The sequence below is a fragment of the Flavobacterium sp. ZB4R12 genome, assembly GCF_048276375.1.
GTDB classification, from domain to species: Bacteria; Bacteroidota; Bacteroidia; order Flavobacteriales; family Flavobacteriaceae; genus Flavobacterium; species Flavobacterium gawalongense.
On record NZ_JBLNKS010000016.1, the window covers coordinates 96376 to 119719 of the forward strand.

The 23344-nt window shown below is 31.8% G+C and carries 20 protein-coding genes; 5 read left to right on the plus strand and 15 right to left on the minus strand.

Annotation, left to right across the window (positions count from 1 at the left end; all coding sequences use genetic code 11):
* Position 1: 1 nt before the first annotated feature.
* From ACNO7W_RS12865 to ACNO7W_RS12885, 5 genes are all read right to left on the minus strand, one after another.
* A complete protein-coding gene (locus ACNO7W_RS12865; protein WP_417938441.1) occupies positions 2 to 2317 on the minus strand; it encodes a choice-of-anchor L domain-containing protein in 2316 nt (771 codons plus the stop codon).
* A gap of 15 nt (positions 2318 to 2332) precedes the next feature.
* Positions 2333 to 3169 (minus strand): ABC transporter permease, encoded by an 837-nt coding sequence (locus ACNO7W_RS12870; RefSeq protein ID WP_143386739.1) that lies wholly within the window; start codon positions 3167 to 3169, stop codon positions 2333 to 2335.
* A gap of 4 nt (positions 3170 to 3173) precedes the next feature.
* Positions 3174 to 4088 (minus strand): ABC transporter ATP-binding protein, encoded by a 915-nt coding sequence (locus tag ACNO7W_RS12875; protein WP_143386738.1) that lies wholly within the window; start codon positions 4086 to 4088, stop codon positions 3174 to 3176.
* Positions 4089 to 4153: 65 nt separating this feature from the next.
* Positions 4154 to 4555 (minus strand): response regulator, encoded by a 402-nt coding sequence (locus ACNO7W_RS12880; protein ID WP_417938442.1) that lies wholly within the window; start codon positions 4553 to 4555, stop codon positions 4154 to 4156.
* Positions 4545 to 6374: a PAS domain S-box protein gene (locus ACNO7W_RS12885; RefSeq protein ID WP_417938443.1), complete on the minus strand. Its 1830-nt coding sequence runs from the start codon at positions 6372 to 6374 to the stop codon at positions 4545 to 4547. Before ACNO7W_RS12885 ends, ACNO7W_RS12880 begins: the two co-directional genes overlap by 11 nt.
* Before the next feature lie 734 nt (positions 6375 to 7108).
* Between ACNO7W_RS12885 and ACNO7W_RS12890 the strand changes: the two genes are divergently transcribed.
* On the plus strand, positions 7109 to 8173 hold the full coding sequence (locus tag ACNO7W_RS12890; RefSeq protein WP_417938444.1) for a hypothetical protein: 1065 nt from the start codon (positions 7109 to 7111) through the stop codon (positions 8171 to 8173).
* 29 nt (positions 8174 to 8202) lie between these two features.
* Complete coding sequence (locus ACNO7W_RS12895) at positions 8203 to 9087, plus strand: hypothetical protein (protein ID WP_143386734.1); 885 nt, start codon at positions 8203 to 8205, stop codon at positions 9085 to 9087.
* Here ACNO7W_RS12895 and ACNO7W_RS12900 read toward each other — a convergent pair.
* Positions 9070 to 12804: a metallophosphoesterase gene (locus tag ACNO7W_RS12900; RefSeq protein WP_417938445.1), complete on the minus strand. Its 3735-nt coding sequence runs from the start codon at positions 12802 to 12804 to the stop codon at positions 9070 to 9072. The two genes, ACNO7W_RS12895 and ACNO7W_RS12900, sit on opposite strands and share 18 nt — an antisense overlap.
* 25 nt (positions 12805 to 12829) lie before the next feature.
* Between ACNO7W_RS12900 and ACNO7W_RS12905 the strand changes: the two genes are divergently transcribed.
* Positions 12830 to 13828, plus strand: coding sequence for a Pycsar system effector family protein (locus ACNO7W_RS12905; RefSeq protein ID WP_417938446.1), 999 nt, complete (start codon positions 12830 to 12832; stop codon positions 13826 to 13828).
* Between the two features lie 555 nt (positions 13829 to 14383).
* On the opposite strand, the gene ACNO7W_RS12910 is transcribed toward ACNO7W_RS12905, so the two are convergent.
* The 8 genes from ACNO7W_RS12910 to ACNO7W_RS12945 form a co-directional block, all read right to left on the minus strand.
* Entirely contained in the window at positions 14384 to 14623 is a 240-nt protein-coding gene (locus tag ACNO7W_RS12910; protein ID WP_417938447.1) for a hypothetical protein, read from the minus strand.
* Between the two features lie 240 nt (positions 14624 to 14863).
* Complete coding sequence (locus tag ACNO7W_RS12915; RefSeq protein WP_143386729.1) at positions 14864 to 15922, minus strand: nucleoid-associated protein; 1059 nt, start codon at positions 15920 to 15922, stop codon at positions 14864 to 14866.
* Between the two features lie 216 nt (positions 15923 to 16138).
* The gene (locus ACNO7W_RS12920) at positions 16139 to 16678 is read right to left on the minus strand and encodes an IS1096 element passenger TnpR family protein (protein WP_417938448.1); all 540 of its coding nucleotides are present in this window, start codon (positions 16676 to 16678) and stop codon (positions 16139 to 16141) included.
* Between the two features lie 210 nt (positions 16679 to 16888).
* Positions 16889 to 17494, minus strand: coding sequence for an HPP family protein (locus ACNO7W_RS12925; protein ID WP_143386727.1), 606 nt, complete (start codon positions 17492 to 17494; stop codon positions 16889 to 16891).
* 6 nt (positions 17495 to 17500) lie between these two features.
* Complete coding sequence (locus ACNO7W_RS12930; RefSeq protein WP_417938453.1) at positions 17501 to 18742, minus strand: chloride channel protein; 1242 nt, start codon at positions 18740 to 18742, stop codon at positions 17501 to 17503.
* A 224-nt stretch (positions 18743 to 18966) separates the two neighbouring features.
* Positions 18967 to 19356, minus strand: a complete 390-nt coding sequence (locus tag ACNO7W_RS12935; RefSeq protein WP_143386726.1) for a VOC family protein — start codon at positions 19354 to 19356, stop codon at positions 18967 to 18969.
* A 124-nt stretch (positions 19357 to 19480) separates the two neighbouring features.
* Positions 19481 to 20449, minus strand: coding sequence for a lipid A deacylase LpxR family protein (locus ACNO7W_RS12940; protein ID WP_143386725.1), 969 nt, complete (start codon positions 20447 to 20449; stop codon positions 19481 to 19483).
* A gap of 217 nt (positions 20450 to 20666) precedes the next feature.
* A complete protein-coding gene (locus tag ACNO7W_RS12945) occupies positions 20667 to 21224 on the minus strand; it encodes a sugar O-acetyltransferase (protein WP_417938449.1) in 558 nt (185 codons plus the stop codon).
* 130 nt (positions 21225 to 21354) lie between these two features.
* On the opposite strand from ACNO7W_RS12945, the gene ACNO7W_RS12950 reads away from it, so the two are divergent.
* Positions 21355 to 21489 carry a 2TM domain-containing protein gene (locus ACNO7W_RS12950; protein ID WP_262710400.1) on the plus strand — a complete coding sequence of 45 codons (135 nt, stop codon included), beginning with the start codon at positions 21355 to 21357 and terminating at the stop codon, positions 21487 to 21489.
* A gap of 62 nt (positions 21490 to 21551) precedes the next feature.
* Positions 21552 to 22307, plus strand: a complete 756-nt coding sequence (locus ACNO7W_RS12955) for a LytR/AlgR family response regulator transcription factor (protein WP_417938450.1) — start codon at positions 21552 to 21554, stop codon at positions 22305 to 22307.
* Positions 22308 to 22400: 93 nt separating this feature from the next.
* On the opposite strand, the gene ACNO7W_RS12960 is transcribed toward ACNO7W_RS12955, so the two are convergent.
* Positions 22401 to 23174: a CDP-alcohol phosphatidyltransferase family protein gene (locus ACNO7W_RS12960; protein WP_417938451.1), complete on the minus strand. Its 774-nt coding sequence runs from the start codon at positions 23172 to 23174 to the stop codon at positions 22401 to 22403.
* Between the last annotated feature and the right edge of the window lie 170 nt (positions 23175 to 23344).

The window sequence follows — 23344 nt, forward strand, 5'->3', positions numbered from 1 at the left end:
TTTATCTTTTTAATGAAAAATGCCCTTTTATTATTCTTCCATCCTCAAAAGTTAAGTTAAACCAATAATCGTCTGAGGGTAATGTATATCCATTGAAAATTCCATTCCATCCGGAACTTGTTGAGCTAAGTTCTTTTAATAATTTACCATAACGGTCAAAAATCGTTATTTTAGATTTTGGCAGCAGATTTAGATTTTTAATTTCCCAAAAATCATTATATCCATCTCCGTTTGGAGTGAAATAACGAGGATAATCGAGCACATAAATTTGGAATGGATTTGATAGACCACAACCATTTTTATCTCGGACATAAACTAAATAATCTCCGGGAGCTACTGCATTGAAAAGCGGGTCGTCTTGAAAAAATGATCCATCAATTGAAAATTCATAATTGCCGACTCCCGTATATTCAATCAAAACTGAATTTCCATTTCCGTCAAAATCATTTATTGTCGCTCCGGTAATAGTTGCAATTCCAGATGCCGATACATTAAAAGTCTTTGTGGCGTTGCAGCCATTTGCATTCGTAACGGTTACCGAATAATTACCTGAAGTGCTAACATTAATTGTATTTGTAGTTTCTCCTGTATCCCATAAATAACTTGAAAATCCAGCATTAACAACTAAGTTAATAGAACTGCCGTTGCACAAAATAGCATTCTCTTCTTGAAAATTTGGTGGATTAAAAGTACTAACTATAAGTGTTTCCGGAGTAATTGCGTAACAATCAGAACCATTTACAATTCTAGCATAAATAATTTGTTGGTTTGCAACAGTGTTATTAAAAATATTAGGTAAAGGATTTTTTTGAGCAATAGCATCAGTGGAGTTTAAATAATATTCAACAATTAATCCGGTAGGTAATCCAGTCAAAACCTGTGGAGTTATCTGTGAATTCAAATCAAAAAGATACAAACCATCTTGAACGGTATCCCCATCACAAGTTGTGATGGGGTTTTGAGGAGCAATACTATTATTTGAGATTTGGAGTTGAACTTCCGCATAATTTGCACAACCATAAGGATTTGTAGTATCGGCAAAGACAATTTGGTTTGCTGTTTTGTTTTGATAATTTGTAGGATTCGCAATTGGATTGATTTGTGCTTGTGCATCAGCTAAAGATTCATAATATACAATGTTGCTTAAACCAGAAGCATTGTTTTTTACCAACGCATCAGCTCGCGTTAAATCAAAAACAGTGATTCCATCAGCATTATCATCGCATTGTGAAAGTGTTGTGTCGTTCAAAATGATTTTTGGAGCATATTCTACTTTTATTTCATCAGTGGTCGTGCAAGTCGCAGGTGTCAAAGTAATTTCAACTTTGTAATTGCCAGTATCAATAACCGTGAGCGCTGGACTAGTTTCTCCGATTATTTCTATTGAATCTTTAAACCATTTATAACTATAACTTACGGGTAATTTAGTGTCAATAGTATAGCTTTCGCCAAAACAAATAGGATTATTCGTTGTTAATAATCGATCCGCACCTAAATCTATTTTTGGAGAAAAACTACCCGCTTTTAGAAAAACAGCGGAATCATAATATTGAAAAGAGTCATCAGCAATTACTAATTTTATATGATAAGTTGTTCCGGCTATAACATTTGTTTGTGCATTCATCACCACAGTTTGGGCACTATAATTAGTAGGACTGGTAGCGGAACTATAGCCTGCAAAATAGTTTTCATTTTTTGCAGGGCATCCACCGCCTACACCAAATGGTGGAATTAATGGATGAATATTTAGTGATGAAACGGGTGTAGAAGTGCCAGGAATTACTGCTAAATTTTGATAATTGGCAGCGCTGCCTTTTTCCTTTATTAAAAATGCAAAACCGTCAGAAAACCGACACGGAAAATCATCTTGGTATTCATTGGAAGCGAAGATATAATCAAAACTTATGAAATTAGTTAGAGGAGTGAAATCAAATTCTAAGAAGGTAGCATTTATTGTTTTAAAGCCTAATTCCTTATCCAAATCGGCATCACCTAACCAAGAAGTGCCACCTCCTCCTTGATTTCTTACAAATGGTCCAATAGAATTTTGGCTACTCCAAGTACTTAAAAGCACGCCTTCAGTAAAAGGGAAACTACCTGCCTGATTATTAAAATAGGCATAACTATTTTTTCCGGCAGTAAATGTATCTCCTGTTGCAATTGGGTTCGAAATAGTAACACAAGAACTATTTACTAAAACATTTTCAACAAGTTGTTGTGCTGTATAAGAGTCATTTACTGAAATAGATTGAGCCGTTGCACTAAATGAGGCGCAACAAATGAAGATATAAAATAAGATTGTTTTTATACATTTCATAGCTCCGTAAAGATACTACAAATCTCTATTTTTTAATAAGCGATACGATAAGAATGTAAAAATGAAAGTCCAACATAAAACGATTAGAATAGATAAAAAATGTACACTGTAATCTTTACTGTTTTCCATTCCGATTTGGTTTCCAATAGACTTAATAATTGATAATCTGGAGAAAGGCTCCACAATTAAATTAGACATAGATTCTAATGGGAAAAATTGTGTAATATAGGATGCGTTATTACTGTCCGGAAATATTTTAAAAGTTAAAATTCCTTTGAGAATTCCTTCAATAATATTCCAAACTAAAAGAAATCCAAGTGCAAATGCCGAACGTTTTACCAATATTCCTAAAAATAAACAGAAAGAGAAAAATCCAACCAATTTTACGAAATAAGCCAAAATATATTCTAAATTAGAGAAAACGATACCAATTTCAGTATAGGAAGAAAAGCTAAACCCCAGAATTAATGACATTATAAACACAAAAAGAGTTGATACCGCAGCAAATAAGATGATTGTCAGAAATTTAGAAAGAATAAATTCTTTTTTACTCATTCCGTCTATCAAATTTTGTTTCAATGTACCGTAACTATATTCGTTAGCCATCATTGAAACGATAACAATCGCCAGGAATAATTTTAAAATTGCCGCAATGTAGGTATTAAAATGCCAAATGAAAGGGAAATTAAAAATTCCCATTTCGGCAAGGTGAAGTTTGAAAATTCCAAGGTCAAATTTGATTGAGGCAATTAAAGCAATAAAGGTTAAGAGAATAAAATAAGTCAAAGTCAATACTCGGCTTGCTTTATTTTTCCATATTTTTTGTAGTTCTATTGAGAGAAGTCGTTTCATTTTTTTAGTTTTTGATGGTTGGTTTTGTGTTATTTGTTAATTCCAAAAATTGCTCTTCTAGGCTATTTTTGCGTTTAACCAAATGACTTAATACAATGTTTTTTTCAAAAAGAAACTGATTCAACTCCTTCGCTTCCAAATCATTTTTTAAATAAACCAAAACTTTTCCTTCCTCATTTACAACATTTTTTACAGCAGGATGCGTTTTTAAAATTAATATCAAATTTTCAATATCATCCGCTTGCAGCTCAAAGAATCCTTCGTTTGTTGACATGCCATCAACTAATCCTGAATACAAAATTTCGCCTTTTCTTAAAACCAATGCATGTGTACATACTTTTTCTACTTCGTCCAATAAATGAGAGGCGAGTAAAATAGTAGTTCCTTTTGCGGCTATTTGTTTGATTATATCTCGAATTTGATGAATCCCTTGTGGGTCTAAACCGTTAGTAGGTTCGTCCAGAATTAAAATTTCCGGATCATTCAGTAGGGCTGAAGCTATCGCTAATCGCTGTTTCATCCCAAGTGAAAAAGTACTGAATTTACTGTTTTGTCTGTCTGTTAAACCAACTAATTCCAGCTTTTCGTTTACTTTAGTATAATTGATGCCTTTGATTTTGCAGACTAATTCTAAGTTTTCTTTTGCCGTCATGTACGGATAGAAATTAGGTCTTTCTATAATAGCTCCCACTTTTTTTAGCGCTTCGTGCGTTTGCATTGTACCACCAAACCAGCTGTATTCACCTGAAGTTTTATTTACCACATTCAAAACAATCCCTAATGTTGTCGATTTTCCGCTACCGTTGGGACCAAGAATCCCGTAAACATTACCTTTATATATTTCGAATGAAACGTCTTTCAAGGCTTGTAAACTGCCATAACGTTTGTTGATATTTTTAATAGAGAGTATGATTTCCAAAGTGTTCGTTTTTTATATTTTGTATAGGACGAACAAGGTAAGGATTTGTTACTATTAAACAGGAATTAGTTTTTTGCACAGATTAACATGGAAGCAGCTTCTAGTTTTTCAGCGGTAATTGGCTTTATAATGTAGTTTTTTACCACATCATATTTTTTTGACATTTCTATGTCAGCAGGATCAATTGAAGAAGTGACAATAAAAACTGAAATTTCTTTTTTTATTGGCAAAAGAATAAACTCATCCAGAAATTGCCAACCGTCCATGACAGGCATATTTAAATCAAGCAAAATCGCATCGGGCAAATTTTCTATATTTGAATAATTCTTTTTTAATTCGTCTAACGCATATTGGGCATTAAAAAATGAGTTGATTTCTTCGCAAAACTCATTTTTGGAAATAAGCATGCTTGTTAATTTTACTGTTAGTTTATCGTCATCAATAATATAAGTTAGCTTATTTTTCATTTAAATAGATTTTAAAAACTGAGCCAAAACCTACTTCACTTTCTACTTCGATTTTTCCACCCATGGCCTCAAGTTGGTTTTTGGTAATAAATAATCCAATGCCTTTAGCATCTTCATTGCCATGAAACGTTTTATACATGCCAAAAAGTTTATGGCCGTTTTGCTTTAAATTTAGTCCTAAACCATTATCACTAAAAGTTATAATGGTGAAATTTTCATTAACTTCATAACCAATTTCTAAAATAGCTTCACGTTTAGGGGATTTATATTTTATTGCATTTGTAAATAAATTAAGTAAAATACTGTCTAAGTAAGCGGGGATCGCATTCACTATTAATTCATTGGGAATAGTATGGGTTATTGTTATCTGACTTTCTTTAATAACCAAACTCAATGCCTTTTTTGTTTTTTCGATTTCGTCTTTTAAACGAATCTTAGTTTTTTCAATATTTGTTTTTTGCTGGATAGTTATAATTTCATTTAAATATTCAATTGTTTCTGACAGTTTTTCGGTTCCTTCTTTAAATAGATTAAAGTAGGATAGTTTTTCTGTTGTATTTTCTGTGTTTTCTATAGCATTTGCAATCATATCTAATTTGCTGGTGTGTGAACGAATATTATGAGAAACAATGTGTGCAAAGTTAAACAGTTTGTTGTTTTGTTGACTGGTGACTTCTAATAGACGCTTAAGCTCAATCTCTTTCTCAATTCTGGGTGTAACATCCCGACCTACACCAATAAAATTGATTAAATTATTTTGACTATCAAATACTGTGGTAATATTTAATTCAAACCAGTATTTTTCTTTTTGCTTGTTGTAATTCAGAATAGTAATTTTTATACTTTTTTTATCCTGAATTGCTTTTCTCATTATTGCTGTAGTCTGTAAATCTGTTTCAGGACCTTCAGATAAATATCCTGGCTTTTGTCCTATTACTTCTTCTATACTTAAACCTGTCAGATTTAAATAAGCATTGTTTGCCCATATTGCTTCACCTTGTGGATTTGCAATTACGATAGTGTCAGTAGTTTCAGAAGCAGCAAGCGAGAGTAAATTTAGCTTTCCCTCAACATTTTTTCTCTCACTAATATTTCTAAAGAAACAGACCAAATACGTTTTATCATTGACCATGAATTTTTTACCCGAGGCTACTTCTACAGGTATTATATCTGCGGATTTGGTTATTATATAGGTCTCGTTAACAGTGTAATCATCTCTTATTGAATGATTTGAAATAAAAGCATCACCTTTTTCTCTGTGTTTTGTTGGAAATAATTCTGAATTGTTCAAGCCTATTAACTCAGAATAATTGTAACCGGTAAGTTCTGATGCCCTTGTATTACAATCAGATATGATTCCATTTAAAGAATCAATAATAATAATAGCATCATTGGCACTGGAGAAAATTGATGAAAACTTCTCAACATTTAATTGAAGTTCGTTGATTAGATTTTGCTCTTTTGTGATGTCTTGAAAAGTGCCCAATAATTGGGTAGGTTTTCCATTTTTCATTTCCACCTGACAAATACATTCTACATGCTTGATATTATTTTTAGCCGTGGTGATTTGAAATTTGTCTTCAAAAGAAATCCCTTCATTAATCGCTTTCTCAATGAGGTATTCGATTTTGTCTTTATTTTCTCCTTCTGTATAAAAATTAATTCCACTTCCATGTATAGGAATGAAATCTTCAGGTACTTCAAGAATACATTTTGTAACAGCATCCCAAAATACTTGATTGGTTTTTAAGTTCAATTTCCAAATCCCTATTTTAGCTGATTGTGCGGCTTTGTAATAGAGTTCAAGTTTATTTGTCATAGTAGGTATTAAATAGATTTTAATGTCTTGGGGACAATCAAATATTTTGTGATTATTTTCTTTTTATATTTTATTTAACGTTAAAAAATGGTTTTGTTTGTTTGTATAAAAACATACTTTTTTCTAAACCTGCTTTAAACTGATGTACTTTTTTAATAAAAGTCCAATTTAACACAATAATTTTCTTACAGGGTAAAATAACTAAATTATAAGGCATGTTTTTTTCAATAATTCAATAAATTATAATTGACAAACAAATCACCTATCTTTTTTTGAAATAATTTTGAAAAACACACAAATATTTTGAAAAACACACAAATTTAGAATTTACTCAATGTCAAGAGAAATGTCTAAAATAATAAAAATATTTAATAATTCGATAAAAATCAAATTAAGTCGACTAAAAACTTTTTTTTCATTTTTTTGTAATATAATTTTTACAAAAAAATCTTACAAATTCCTCATATTATTAAATAGAGAATGTGCTTTTTAACAAGTCTTACGATTTCTATTTGAATAAAAAAAAGCCGAATAACAACACATTTGTTTTCCGTATTCCAAGCTTTTTTAGATATTTTCCAATTGAAAAAAATCATATTTGAATGTATTTATTAATTTAATCACGTTTGGTAAAAGTTTGTAAAAAGTCAAATTATTAAGGAGGTTTTTTCAAGGTAATTTGGATTTAACGGAATGTTATAATTTATTGTAATTTTGCATTAAATATATTTCGAATGAGTGAGCCAATAATGCTTTTTAAAAAACCATCTTATCCTATAAACAATTCACTCTTGGATTATCTGGAACGTTTTGACAGAATCTCTAAAGTGCCCATTTTTTATGATGATTTGTTGCGTTTTTCCGGTTCCATAAATGTGTATGACAAATACGATCAGGACACTTTATGGATTCGAGTGTATTATAATGAATTTGAACGAAAAGAGATTGATCTTACTTTGATGAAAATCTATTCTCTTTTACACTCCGATGGTAATCTGGGAATTATTAAATTTCTGAATGTTGATTCAATCGATTATTGCACTTTTGGAAATTCGAAGCCTTTTCGAATCAAAGTCAGAAATATCCTGAACGATAATTACACCCATTTTTATATCAAGAAAGCTGATGCTTCCCGAGTATATGGACTTGAATTGGAGCACATTTTGTCCCCGGATAAAATAAATTTTTTAGTGTACAAAGACACTTTAATTGAAGAACATATTATGGGAATTCCTGGAGATGTATTTATGAAAACACTTCTGAATGATTGTACCGAAATCGAGAAATCACAAATAGCAAAAGAATTTGTCAAGTTCAATGAACGCAGTATGATTCGATTGCTGGGCGATATGCGCTCTTATAATTATGTAATTGTACCAACGCATGATTTTGACCATGTTGTTTATAAAATACGGGCTATTGATTTTGACCAACAATGCTTCGAAGGAAATTTTAAAGTTTATCGTCCCCAGTTTTTTAAAGAAAATTATCCAATGGTAAAGTTGGTTAAAGAAAAACTGCAAAATAGTTCGATTGAACAGTATAAAGATGAAGAACGAGCAGTTTTAGCCAAAAGAATACATTCTGCCGAAAACCGTATCAAAAGATTATTGCAAATCATGGGTTCTGACGTTATTTCTACCGATGAACATTTGAATCAATTGAAATTAGAACTGTATAATTATACCAATGATTTAAATTTTAAAAAAGCAAAATCCATGGGAAATGTAATGAGTGCTGCTTTTGAATTTATAACCAGAAACTTTAAAAACACAAATTTATTTAATACCGGATTTTAGTCTTTTTATAAATTTACATTTACACTACAATGAGTTTGAAAAACTATATTTCTATCCTATTTGCAGTTGTTTTTTTATCTTGTCAACAAGATTCAGATTCATTGGAAACGCTTTATTCTTTGCCTAATAAGCTAAAAGAAGTTTCAGGAATTATTTATTTTCCAAATACCAATCTACTTTGGACACTCGAAGACAGCGGTAATGCAAATGCGATTTATGCTCTAAATTTAGAAAATGGCAAAATCGAAAAAACGATAACTATTGAAAATACGGAGAATATAGATTGGGAAGACATTACAAAAGACAAGGAAGGAAATCTGTATATTGGCGATTTTGGTAACAATGATAATGAAAGAAAGGATTTGTGCATTTATAAAATCGACAAGAATTTATTAAATATTGAAAGTGTCGTTCCAGCTTATAAAGTCTCATTTGCTTATCCGGAACAAAAAGATTTTCCACCAAAAAAAACTGAAATGTTCTATGATGTTGAAGGTTTTTTTGAGTTTAAAAATAATTTCTATCTCTTTACCAAAAACCGAAGTAAAGGATTTGAAGGCACTGCTTTTTTATATAAAATCCCCAATACTCCCGGCTTTCATCAAGCGGTTTTAATGGGAGAATTCCAAACTTGTGACAACTATAATCATTGTGTAATTACCAGTGCTACTATAAGTCCGGATGAATCCAAAGTTGCCATTTTAACCCATGACAAAATCTGGTTATTCGAAAATTTTAAAGGTGATAATTTTTTGAATGGAACAAAAACGATACTCGAATTAGACCATTTTTCCCAAAAGGAAGCGGTTAGTTTCAATGATAATGATAGATTATTCATAGCCGATGAAAGAACCAAAAGTATTGGTGGAAATGTATATAATGTCAGTATCAAAAAGCTAAAATCCAAATCCTAAACCAAAAGCGATTCGGGCTTCCTCATCCACATTTTTAAAATAGGTGATTCTCGCCGTAAGTGCATTGAGTCCGTTGAGCCACAATCCTCCACCAAATGATTGATGCCATTTATCGGAGTCTTCTCCTTTTTGCCAGACTCTGCCGTAATCAAAACCGCCTAAGATTCCGTAAGACATTGGCAAAAGGCTTCTTTTTATTTTTCCTAAATTCCAACGTAAATCACTGCTTTGATAAAAAGATTGATTCCCTAAAAAACGTTCGTTTCTAAAACCTCTCAAATCATAATCACCCCCTAAAGTAGCACCTTGATAAAAATCAAAATTGTTATTCAATAGTATTTTTGCTTTCAAAATTGTAGCCAATACGATTTTGCCATTGGTATCAATTTTATGGTTGAAATTAAGTTTACTTTCTAATGTTGGGAAATTTCTTTTAGTATCATTCAAATTCATTTTCCAACTTCCAGCTATGGAAAATCCCATTCCCATGGCGGGGAATGATGGAATGTCGTAATTCTCAAAACTGTATTTTAATGCCACTCCTGCAAATTGTTGGCTCTCAAAAACGTCAGGATTTACGATTCCGGGAATGTTTATAAAACGATCACTGGTTTCTTCTACACTGATTCTTTCAAAGGAGGTTTGGAAATGGATTGCGCTGCCATATCTTCCCATTTTTTTGATGGATGGCATAACTTTCATCGTTCTAAGACGTACCCGATTGTAATCCATTCCGAAAGTTTCATCATTATTTACGGTCTCATTTCCATAACCAAAATAATTAATCGTGAAATTCGGACTCGTGAATTGGGCTTCCAAATCCAAATCCCATTTACCGACTGATTTAGGAAAATGGGCGTTGTAAATTAGTTCATATCCACTTGTGGCAAAAAAGTAATTGGCTTTTAAGATGTGTTTTTGTGTGTACGGATTTTGATTGAATTTATTTACGGTATAGTTAGTAATGAAACCTAATTTTATTCCATTATCAGGATTATAACCAATATTTGGTAATCCTGAAAAAGCATTGTATTTGGGCTTTTTATAATCATAAAAACTTGTTTCATAGTCATCAGTTAAAACGACTTTGGTTTTAGAATCTAAAGTATAAGTATTTGTCTTTGATTTGAAATCATGAATTTTTACCTTTTTTCCGTTTTCAATCACATAGGAATCGTTGTTTTGTCCTCCAATTAATCGAATGTTTATGTCTGATTTTGAGTTTCCTTTTACCTCAAAAACATCATCGTCATCTAAACCATAAATCCAAATATTTTTTGTTTTTCCGGCAACAAAATCTTTTGTGTACAGTAATTCATCTCCTTCGTTTTTTAATCGATAGACTTCGATTTCAAGCTTGTTCTTATCCTTGTGTTGAATTATAAATTTGTCTTTTTTATCCGTTCCAACAATTAAAACCGTTTTCTGGAGCACTTTGTAGTAATCTGATGCATAGTGCTGTAGTTGGTTTTTTCTTATTTTTAATTTATGTTTAATGTCCTCGATAGTTTCATCCTGAACTTCTTTTGGTAAATTATCAAAAGCAACATCTATATCGGAATCCGAAAGATTTTCCTGAATGTATTTTGCTTGTTTTAACCATTCGTTTTCATCAGCAGTTCTAAGAAAAGCGAGGTCTAACGGATAGGGTTCCCGATTCAGCCATTTTACATTTTTAATTTTCTCTTTAAAAGTTTGCATGTGGCGTAATGCTGGCATATTCATCAAAATGGAAAGAAAGGCACCGTCGTATTTCGTAAAAGCTTGATCTCTGTCACGCGGAATAGACTTGTAAATTATTTTTTTGCCCTGTTTATATTCTCCCCAACGCCACTGATCTTCATGTCTGTCCCAATCGCCAATGAGCATGTCAAATAATCGTGCTTTAATATAGGCGCTTTCATCAACGGTATAGTTGTAATCTTTGTGTAGGTTTTTCAACAAATCATCGGTACCAATAATTGAAGTTGGTTTGCCAAAGCTTTTGACTCCTATTTGGCTATCGGTTGGGCGTTCTTCGACCATATACAATTCATCACCAAAATTGGCATTGTAATCTTTTAGAGCTTTATGTTTTGGAATATAATACAATACTGGATTGGTATGTGAAATGCCGATTTTTTCTGCTAAATTACCCACTGCAAAAGGAGTATATGGATGCGCAGTGGTGTAAAAATCAAACAGAAAATTCTCAGCATAGGTGTCTTCAAATTCGTTTTCGATAAATTGGTCTTTAAATGCAACCGATTGTAGAAAACGAGTAGCACTTTTTTTCAGGGCACGCATTACATATTCTTTGCCATTTTTGTCAAAGAGTTGTAATGATTTAGACTGATGACCACCGCCGGCACGTTTCGGCTTTAAACCTCCAAAAAGGGTGTCAATAGTTGTTGTTCGCACTTCTATTGGGAAACTGTAATATTTTCGATAATGCTTTCCAAAGAGAAATTTATAAAATCCGCTTTTTTTGGTTTGTTTCTCCGAATAGATGGTTGCAATGGTAGTTTTAGGAAAAGATGTTGGAAAATTTTTGGTGCTGTAATCGTCTTTTTCATCTAACACAGATTGTTCAAAAATCAGTTTTTCTTTATTGTTTTCTTTGCCATAAAAAGAAACTTTTGCAGCTCCATTTTCATAAACAGACAATGCGGCATAACCATTTCCACCATAAGAAAAATCATCAGGAAAAACGGCTTTTGCTGCTTCCGATTTTGAACCGGCACCACTAATGATTTGCTTGATGTTGTCTTTTTCAATGTATTGCAAATTGTGGTCATGACCTGAAACCACAACAACATTATCCTGACTGTGTAATAGTGTTTTTACCCGTTTGATAAAAAATGTATACTGTTTATTATGAATATCTTGCGGACTTATTCCAGATGTTTTTCTGATTAGATTAATAACAGAACCTAAGACTGGAAGCATAATTTTTTGTTCCAATGGAAAGAGTTGTTTTTCCAATGAAAATTGGCCACCATGCGATCCGTTGCTCATCAACGGGTGATGAAGCGCCAGAATTACTATTTTTTCCTGATTTTTATTCAGAACGTTTTCTAATTCGTCAAAAAAAGCTTCCCGTGTTTTGATATCACAGTCATCGTTTATGGTTGGGCTTTTATCCCAATCCTCCAGAAACCATTGACTGTCTAAGATGACAAGTGTTAGATTTTTATTTATTTCCAAATCATCAATACCACAGCTTTTTCTTGGCAAAAATGATTTTTTATCGTTGAGATATTCGGTTACAAATTTAGCTTGGCGATCTAATCCTTTGATTCCGCTATACCAATCATGATTTCCAGGAATGTAAATGGTTTGGCCTTTGAAGTTTTTAGATAATTTTAGTTGACTTGTTAACTTATTTTCGGCAATAATTCGCTCACTTGGATGGTCAGTAGTGGGCAATCCTTTTGGATAAATATTATCGCCAAGAAATAAAAGAGTAGAGTTTTTGGTTGCTTTTTTTAATCGATCTTCCAGTAAACCAATTGTTTGTTGTGCTTTTTCTTCATTGGCATTTCCTGCATCTCCAATTAAATAAAAGGTGTGTGCAATTTTTGAACTATCTGTAGCGTTTTGTGATACCGGAGTTTTGATGTTTTTGCCAAATTGTGCGTGATATGTCGTACACGATTGAAAAATGAATCCAGTTGCAAATAATATAAAAACTGCTTTATTTGAAGTTATAAAACAATTATCCGAAAACAATTTCATAATTTAGTAGTATAAAAATTTATTTATGACTCTTATCGATCAAGCCCAAGATTTTGTTAGTAATTTACTCAAAGATAAACTTTCTGTTTTATATACCTATCATAATTTTAATCATACACTTGGCGTAGTTGATGCAGTTAATACATTGTCCGACAGTGAAAATTTAAATCCTTCTGACAAAGAAATGCTACTAATCGCAGCTTGGTTTCACGATACCGGATATATAAATGGTTGTGCAAACCACGAAGATTTAAGTAGTGCTATTGCTGCCGATTTTTTAAAAGAAAAAGGAAAATCTGATGATTATATAAAGAAAGTTTCTAGCTTAATCAAAGCAACTAGAAAGGATAGTGTACCTCAAACCCTTTTTGAAAAAATAATAAAAGACGCAGATTATTACCATCTTTTTAGTGAAGATTATGCTTTGGCTTGTGAATTTTTGAGAACTGAATGGGAAAACACAGAGCAGAAATTATTTACGGATAAAGATTGGGCAATAGAAAACAGGGATTTTTTGGTGAATAAGCATCATTTTTATACTGATTATGCTTTAAAAAATTGGCAGCCTTTAAAGGAAAAAAATATTAAAAAAGTACAGAAAAAAATCAAAAAAGTTGAAGAAGAAGCGAAAGAAAAGCTAGAAAAAGAAATCAAAAAGAGAGAGAAAGAAGAAAAACCCGACCGGGGGATTGATACTTTGTTCCGAATCACATTGAGTAATCACACTCGTTTGAGTGGCATTGCCGACAGCAAAGCCAATATTTTGCTTTCAGTAAATGCGATTATTATCTCGATTGCACTTTCTACGATTATTCCAAAATTAGACAGTCCAAAAAATGCTCATTTGGTTATTCCTGTTTTCTTTATGTTGATATCCAGTGTAATTACCATCATTTTTGCCATACTTTCTACACGTCCCAAAGTGACTAAGGGTGTTTTTACAAAGCAAGACATTGAAGATAAAAAAGTGAACCTGCTTTTCTTTGGGAACTTCTACAAAATGCCTTTGGACGAGTATCAATGAGTTTATGAAACGAAATTAAAGTTTTGAATGGGCTGTCTTTAAAAAAATTATGATTCATTTTTTTTGCTTTACTAAGAAACAAATTTACGAATAAATCGAAATTAATACTTCAGAAGTAGTTTTTAATTCGATTTTGAAAATTTATACTTTAATAAAATTACACAGGAACCTATAAATTAGTTTGAATTTTTATGTCCTACATAATGATTTGAATGGTTAATGAACCTTTTCTACCAAGTAATTTATTTTTACAAAAAAGCACAAATATTTCTAATTAGGACTTTAAGTAACTGATTTTATTTTAAATCAATTATGATTTGTTAATTAAGGAAATGTTTGAATTCAAGAGACTTTTTTTTAATTTATTTTTTTGTCTCAACACGATTATAGATTGGATTAATAGAAGGATTAGCATCTTTTCAAGGTTTTTAGTAAGTTGGTAATATGTTGTAATTTAATTCTTGAAAACTTTTATTTAATGAAATTGACTTCAATAAAAAGCTAATAATTTACAGCTTTGAAATAAAAAATAACTGTGTTAAACGGAAACCGGTTTTAAACAGTATGAACCCTTTTTTTATAAAACCCAATCAATGTTTCGTTTATTTCTTTTAGTTCTGGTGTGAGAAATGTTTTTTGACCATTTTCATCGTTAGTTAATTCCAGATGGCAAACCGTGCATTTATATTCCTTGAAATGATTTGTTACATTCCTAGTTGTGATAATTCTATGTCCAAATAGTGAACAGAAGATTTTTTTACTCAGAAATTTTTCTTTGATTTCGATTGGGTTCATATTAGGTTATTTAGATTTGGGGACTTAAACGTAACTAATAATCGCTTAAATATCAAATAAAACCGACTAAATGTATTTTACGGCAATAAAAACAAGAAAATACTTATAATAATATTAATACTATTGTTTGCTGTGTTTAATTTAGAGCTATTATAAAGTCAAAAAAAATCCCCTATCACTTTCGCCATTGGGGATTGAATATAAGTATGAGAAATGTAAACTGAGACTGAACGCTGTAAACTAACTCTTCTCTTCTTTATTAAAATAAACTAAGTAATAATACATTTGTTTTTCTTCATCCCAACCTTTTTCTACAAATTTCTCTGCACTTTCAGGATTGATGAAATCCATTTTTATTTGGATATGCGTATCTAAATTGATTACGTTTTTAATAGACTTTCTAGCGTCAGAAACCGCTGCATTCGCAATAGGAAATGAGGTTACATCTTCAATGCTGTATTTTTCCCCTTTGTCTATTTTGTAATTCTTGAATTCTGGAATCAAATCAGGATTGTCTAAAACTTCATTTAAGAAATTGGTTTCTTCGAACTGATCATTTTTTGCAAAATAATTTACAGAACGGTTCATGAACATCACTTCTTCTTTTTTGTCTTCTGCAGGGAAAACAACGTCTTTGGCGAAGTTCTGACAGAATTTTAAATACTTTTTGGTAATGAAATTTTCATCCTCAAAAGCATCAACAGAAAGGAAATGTTCCAGCCAATATCTGGCATCGTAACGGTTGCTGTCAACAGTTAGGATTTTGTATCCTTCTTCTTTTTTGTAATTAAAGATTAAACAACCTTTATCTAATTTATTTAAACTGACTCCTTGTTGTAAAATCATTTCCAAGTGCGTTTCTTTTTCCTCAAATTGTAAAAAGTCAGCTTGTATCTCGCTTTTGAAAATTCCTATGGCATCCACGACATTGTTATCAATGCTTACGTTAGTCAAATAAGTAACATATACCTCGCCATTCTTGATGTGCGGATGATTTGATTGTTCAAATAAATGCTTTGTTATCTTTTTAGAAATTTCGTGAATGTTACTTGGATTCTCAAAAACTTCCGTTGCAAATTTGAACATGTCGTTGTAATCCAAATCAATTTCATGAGCAAATTGAAAATAATTTTCTTCTTTTTCTCTAAAAGGTTTAAAGAAAAACTCCTTCATCAACGGAACGATTTCGTCATTCAAATTAAAGAGTTGCTCCGATAAGAATATTGCTTCATTCCTACTTTTATTGCCAACTCTGTGAATTGATAAGGTTTCGATGTGGGTGTTATATAAGTTGATCATTAGAAATGTTTAAAAGGTTTCCTCCCCCCAGCCCCCTCCGAAGGAGGGGGAGACGAGACGTGATTTTGTATTTGTTAAATCTTTTTATAATTGTCTGGAATCATACCTAACAAAGAAATCTGTGTAAAAAAAATATCCTTTGAGTATCAATACGGACATTCATTTTATTTTTATGTGGTTTGTCTCCCTCTCCTTTGGAGAGGGTTGAGGAGAGGATTAATTCCAGTTCTCCTCAAACCCGTAGTCTTCAAAACTATCATCGCCTTCAAACATGTCTAGATCTTCTTCGTCAATATCATCTTCAAATTCACCATAGATATCATCATGCATATCGGCTTCAAAGCTTTTTTCCATTGCTTCATCTGGCATTTCACCGTGAGAAAAAATGGTTTCAGGATATAAATTTCCAACAACTTGCTCTTCTACTGCAGCTAATTCTACAAGGAAAGTCCACATATTGATGAAATCATAAACATAGATAATTTTGGTATTTTGCTTGTCTAAAATATCCGATAACAGATAATCACTCATTATTTTTTGCTCACCTGGAATGTCTCCGCTATCAAAAAGCGAAATTTCATCTTCTTGATTCCAAGTTTCATCGCAAGTATAGAATGAAGCCACTTCCATCCCGTCAAAACCAAAGGAATTAAAGATAGCATTGTGTAAGTCTTCTAAAGTATCGTCTTCAAGTATTGCAATGTCTCTAAAAACATCTTCTTCCGCGTCTAGAATTACTCTAAATTTATAAACCATAATCTTTGTTTTTATTGAAAGCTCAAAGGTAAAATATAATTTTAGATTTTAATTTCAGATTTCAGATTTGTTGATAATATTTTTACGTATGAATCTGTAAATCGAATAAATGATTGCCATTTATTATAAAACAGAAACAATATGTAAATTATAAAATATTGATGTTTGTTTCAAAAATCTGTTTCGATTCGGGTTTGTCGTAACTATAATTTAGGAGATGCTTTTTTTAATTTTACTGGTCAGCCTTTTTCTAATGATGTGATACTTTTTATGATTTGGATAGCATCTGTTCGGGGTCATGTTATTGAAAATTAAAGCTATAATCAGTAGGATAAGGACTCCACTTAGAACAGGGTAAAGTACATACCAATAACCAAGAGTTTTAATTTTTGGCGAACCTATTACAGCAATTAAAGCAGTTGCTCCGCCGGGAGGATGCAGTGTTTTGGTTATTTGCATCAAAACAATTGAAAGCGATACTGCAAGGGGCGCTGTCAGCCATAAAATTTCAGGCACAAATTTAGCGACCGTAACTCCCACAATTGCAGAAACCAGATGTCCACCAACCAGATTTCTGGGTTGCGCCATCGGACTTTGAATTATGCCATACACTAAAACGCTTGAAGCGCCAAAAGAACCAATCAAATAGACCACATCAGAATGAAGTAATGATTTAGATTGCATGTAAGCTATTAATCCAATGCCAATAAATGAACCTAAAAAAGCCCAGAAATGTTCTTTAAAATCAACTAAAGTTTCTTTGTATAGAATGTACTTTGTTTTGCGATAATTCCTTTTTATTTTTTCAAAAGGCATAAACTATTATTTTGATAAACTTGTAGAGTAGGAATATACTGTAAACGGATAAATCATTTTCGCTGTGTATTTTGAAATTAGACAAACAACCAAAATGGGAAGAAATAAAGTATAATCATTCGTTAATCCACAAACTAAGAAAATCGCGGTAAAAGGTGCGTGAATACTGGCACTTAAAACTGCGGCCATTCCAATAACCATAAAGTTTACAGGAATTACATTAGCATTCAAATAGGTGTTTAAAAGCAAAGCAACAAGTAATCCTAAAAAGGCACCAATGAAAAGGCTTGGCGCAAAAACTCCTCCATCACCTCCCGAAGTAAGCGTTGCCGAAGTTACTATTGGTTTTAAAAGGATGATTCCAATAAATGTCAGTACCAATGAAAATGATAGTGTCACCTCATTCGAATGAACAAAAATTGTTTTAATAGCATGATATCCTTCTCCATAAAGTTGTGGAAAAAAGAATAAGGAAGTACTCAGGATTAGTGAGCCTATTAGAATCTTATAATAATGAATTTTTATTTTTGAAAATTGGGATTTAAAAAATAAAACACAGCGTGTGAGATAAACTGAATTGATACCGGCTAAAATCCCCAAAAGAATAAAATACGGAATCGCTCTTAAATGCCAAGTTGTAATAGTTACGGCAAACAAAGGTTTTTCATCCAATAAAAAAACAAGTCCAAAAGCTATAGCAACCGCAATCAAATTACTGATTAAAAATGCTTGAGTTACTTTTCCGGAAATAACTTCAATCGCAAAAAGAATTCCGGCAATAGGACTGCTGAACAAAGCGGTAACTCCTGCCGCAACCCCTGCACATATCAATTCAGTTTTATATTGTCTGAATACGTTTTGTTTTCTTTGGGCCACAGAACCAATCGTAGCCGAAGCAACAACGGTCGAAACTTCAATTCCTGTGGATCCTCCAAAAATAACGGTCAATAATCCGTTGATGAAATGAGATGGAATTTTATAATTGGGTAAGTTTTTGGATTTGGAATTTGTGCTTTCAAAAATTTCTTTAATCCCTTTGTTTTCTTTTTTTCTAAAAAGATATTCTCTGAGGAAATAAATGATGGATAGACCAAAAACTGGAAAAACGACAATGAATATGAGGTTTAAAGTAGCTTGATGAAAAAAGATTTCCTCGTAATATTCGGTTATCTTTTTTAATGAAATTCCTAAAAATGCAGAAAGAAAACCAATTAAAACAGAAACAATAACTAATTTTTGAAATTTGATTAATTGATAATTTTTTTAATTCGAGCGGTATTATTCATCTAAAAAATGTTTTACAAACCTTGTTTTTTAAATAAAATAAAAATGATTTATTTGAAAAAATAAAGTTTTTGAGAGTATTACAAATCTAAAGAAAGAATATCAGACTTGACTTTAAAAAATCCATATAACCATTATTTTTTATGATTTCTTTGTGAATTATACTTTTTCAGTAGCTTAAAATAGGCTTATTTTTCATAAAATTCAATCGGGAGATTATCTGGATCAGCAATAAAAGTAAAACGTTTATTTGTTGTCGGGTCTATTCGGATTGCTTCGGATGTAATGTTTTTTGAAGATAAATAATGAATTGTTTGGTCCATGTCATTTACTTCAAATGCTAAATGTCGTAATCCGGTAGCTTCTGGTCCTGAAGTACGCTGCGGTGGATTTATAAACGAAAAAAGTTCAATGATGTAAACACCATTTAAGGCTAAATCCAGTTTGTAGGATTGTCTTTCCTCGCGGTAAATTTCCCGAATAATTGTTAGTCCCAAAACATCGGTATAGAAAGTTTTAGATTTTTGATAATCGGAGCAAATGATAGCGATATGGTGTACTTTGTTTATAGAGAGCATAATTATTTAAAATAAGTTATCGGGAGTAAATAACTTAGGGACTTTTTTTTTAAAAGAATCAACCTGAAGTTATATTGAAAAAACAAAGGTAAAATTTTTATTTAGATTTTGGGTTTTGAAAAAATTATAACTTGAACCCAATTCTAAATCCGCCCCATTTATGAGCTTTTCCCGTTTCGAATTCCTTCGAAAGCTCAGAACGGGTATATTCGAGATAAACTGCTTTGTATTGCATGACTATCCCAAAATTGTCTTGAAAAGTGAATCTGTCAATATTTTGATTAGTAATGACATAAGGGCTTTTTTGATTAATAAGTCCGCCTTGTAAACTGGCATCATATCCAATGATCGTCACAAAACCTTGTAAATAAGCATAAATTTGAAAGCCATTTTTGTTTTTCAGGGAGGTAAAAGGGGAATTGATTTTTCCAAAAGTAGTTGTTAAGCCTCCAGATATATTTGTGTTCATCGTTCCCAATCGAAGTTTTGCATTAGAATTTAAAGCAAATAAATTATCGAGTCGATACAATTGTTTCTCGTGTGCAATTTCATAATTTAGTATGATATCATTCTTGATTTGGTGTTGCCAACCATGGGGAACTTCATCACCGATCCATTCATGAATTTTAGTTTGCATTTCCTTACCAAAAGCATAAGGACCAATGATTCCAATACTTAGAATAGAAGAAAGTTTGGTTTTATGAGTTGTATCAGTCGAAACTAAGAATGATTTTATCATTACGGCCGCAGCAAAAGGCCTGTCATTATAAAGAATTTTATCAGATTTGAGGCTTATTGGCGTAAAGCCCATTTGTTCTAACGCCAATCCATATTGTTGTTCACCGTTTTTTAATTTTTTAAACAACTTATTTATTGGATTCTGAATCAGTTTTGGACTTACCAATTCAAAATTATCGCCTTGGGTGTAGAAATGATCGGTTGCAGTAAAATAGTCGTTGTCATAATGATAACGGAAATAGTGTTTGCTTTTTATTTCTCTAAAAGATGCTGTGTTGTCAATTCTTTGGGCAAATGATATTACAGATAAAAAGAGCAAACTAATGGTGTAATATTTTTTTGGTAAACTTTCCATTATTCACTTATGCAAAAAAACAATATTATTTTTTTGAATTTTTCACCTAGAAGTAAATAACAAAATTAATCATTTAAATCATTATAAGTAATTCATTTTCAAAATATTATAAATTAATTTCACACTGATGTATTCCTCAGAAAGCGAGAAAGGTTTTGTTTTTTCTAAGTGTTTTTTATGATTTTTGAAGAGATATTTTGAGTGTTTCCAAAATAATTTATTCGTTCAGTTTTCGAATTACTTTTGCAGGATTTCCTACGGCCAATGAATTGTCGGGAATGTCTTTTGTAACTACTGAACCTGCACCAATAACACAACCGTTTCCGACGGTAATTCCTGGACAAATAACTGTATTTCCTCCAACCCAGCAATCATCTCCAATAGTTATGGGTAATGCATTTTCTAGCGTTTTTCTCAGTTCAGCATCCAGCGGATGTGTGGCGGTGTAAAGCTGAACTCCTGGTGCAAAAAAGACATTGGAACCAATAGTTACTTTGGCACAGTCCAAAACAACACAGTTTACATTGAAATAAACATTTTCCCCACAACTAATATTGTATCCGTAGTCGCAAAAAAATGGAGGTTCAATATAAAGATTTGCTCCTGCATTAGGGATTAATTCCTTTAGTATTTCTCGCGCTTTTTTTGTTACTCGGTACTCTGTAACATTTAATCGATGGAGAAGATTTTTAGATTTTCGTCTGTCTTTTACTAAAACAGGATCGCCTGCCAAATAATATTCTCCGGCAATCATTTTTTCTTTTTCTGTTTTCATAAAATGGATTCTAGTTTAGGGTAAATATAAAAGAAATTGCGGATGATTACAACTCATCCTATAATTTCAACAGTTCAGTTAATTATTATTTTATGATTTTAATTCCCGAAATATATTTGTTTCATCAAAAATCAAATATTATGAAGATTATTTATACTCTCACGGATTATCTGTTTTTGGTAGAGATATATTTTTTGGAAAAAAATGGGAAGAAAGAAGAATTCAGGAGTTGATGAAAAAAGACCAAAATAGCAAATGGGAGTGAAAATGAGTATTCAGTCACAGTTTTCAGTTAACCAAATAACCAAATAAACGATTCAACATTAAATGACCACAATAATAATCGAAGACGAAAAACCGGCAGCAAGACTGTTGCAGCGAAAACTGGAAAAACTAAATATCCAAGTAGGAGTGATGCTGCATTCGGTGGAAGAATCGATTGCTTGGTTTTCTAAAAACGAACATCCCGATTTGATTTTTTTAGACATTCAATTATCGGATGGATTGTCGTTTGAGATTTTTGAAAAAGTAGCCGTCAAGAGTGCTATAATTTTCACGACTGCGTATGATGAATATGCGTTACGTGCCTTCAAATTAAACAGTATTGATTATCTTTTGAAACCCATTGATGAGGACGATTTAGAAGTGGCTGTTTTAAAATTTAAAGCTCGATTGCCAAAACAGGAAACGCTACAATTGGATTTTGAGCAAATTAAAAAAATGCTGACCAACCCATTTGAGAAAAACTATAAAAAACGCTTTACGGTAAAAATAGGGCAACATTTGAAAGTCATTTCAATTGATGAAATTGAATGTTTTTTTAGCGAAAATAAAGGAATCTATATTCATACTTTTGACAATAGAAATTATTTAATCGAATGTACTTTGGAAGTTTTGGAACAGGAATTGGACCCTGTAGATTTCTTTCGAATAAGCCGTAAATTTATTATTCCGCTTAAAGCAATTAAAGAAATTGTGTTGTACAGTAACTCTCGTTTGAAGGTGATTTTACCTTCTTATAAAGATGATGAGGTGATTGTAAGCAGAGAAAAAGTGTCCGATTTTAAGAATTGGATTGGGTAATTTATTTATTGAATTAATGCATTATGTAATTTGGTACAAAAAATTCGTTTTCAGTATTTTAAATTACGAGTATAGATTATCTCTATGGAGATTTTATACCTTAAAAACTGCTTTTCTGATTCCAATTAATACGAAAATAAACAAAGTGTAAATGATAAAAAACGGAGCGATATATTCGATTAATCCCATTGGTAACATAACGGCAATAATCAGTAATTGAAAACCCAATCCGTAAATGGAAACTAATGTCATAAACCAGTTTGGAAACGTTTTTATTTTGTAGGCCTCTTTGTCAAGAGTGTGAATTATTTTATCAAAAGTGCCGTAGACAATGGTGTAAATTCTGAACAAAATATCAACTGATTTTTGGCTTTCTCCAGATAAAGCTTTTGGCGATTTGTATTCGAAAATTTTACTGGTTGAATCTCCTCCGACTGATTTATTTCTCAAAATCACATAGTAATAATTGTATAAAGTTCCTTGTAGTTGAATGCCAATAAATGCCAAAATGGTAAGCCAAATTGTTGTTTTTGAAACATAATAAATTGCCATGAAAAGCAAAAAATTCAAGACAATATCAAAGACGCTATCCAAGTATCTTCCAGTGTAAGAAGGGGTGTTTTTTATCCTTGCCAGTTCACCATCTGCTGCATCGATAATCGATTTTAGAATGATAAAAAAGCCGGCTAAAAAGTAATGATTTTGTAAAATACAGTAAATTGCAATAAGACCTGAAACCCCAAAAAGCAGTGTAACATGAATGGGAGTGAATCGGGTATTTTTTAATTGATTAGCTAAGAATTTCCCGAATGGTCTTCCGTAATCGGATAAATCTAAAAATTTATCTTGAGCAGCAAGTTTAGACATTTAAGTTTATAAACAAAGAAATGCGACAATATAGTCAGGTATAAATGATAAAATTTATTGGTCCCAAAAGTAGTTAAAACTATGCACTTTAGTGCATTTCGCTTTTAGCTTCTAAAAATGTACATTTGAAATATGGATTTTCAAAGAACAAATGGACATACAGTATCAAG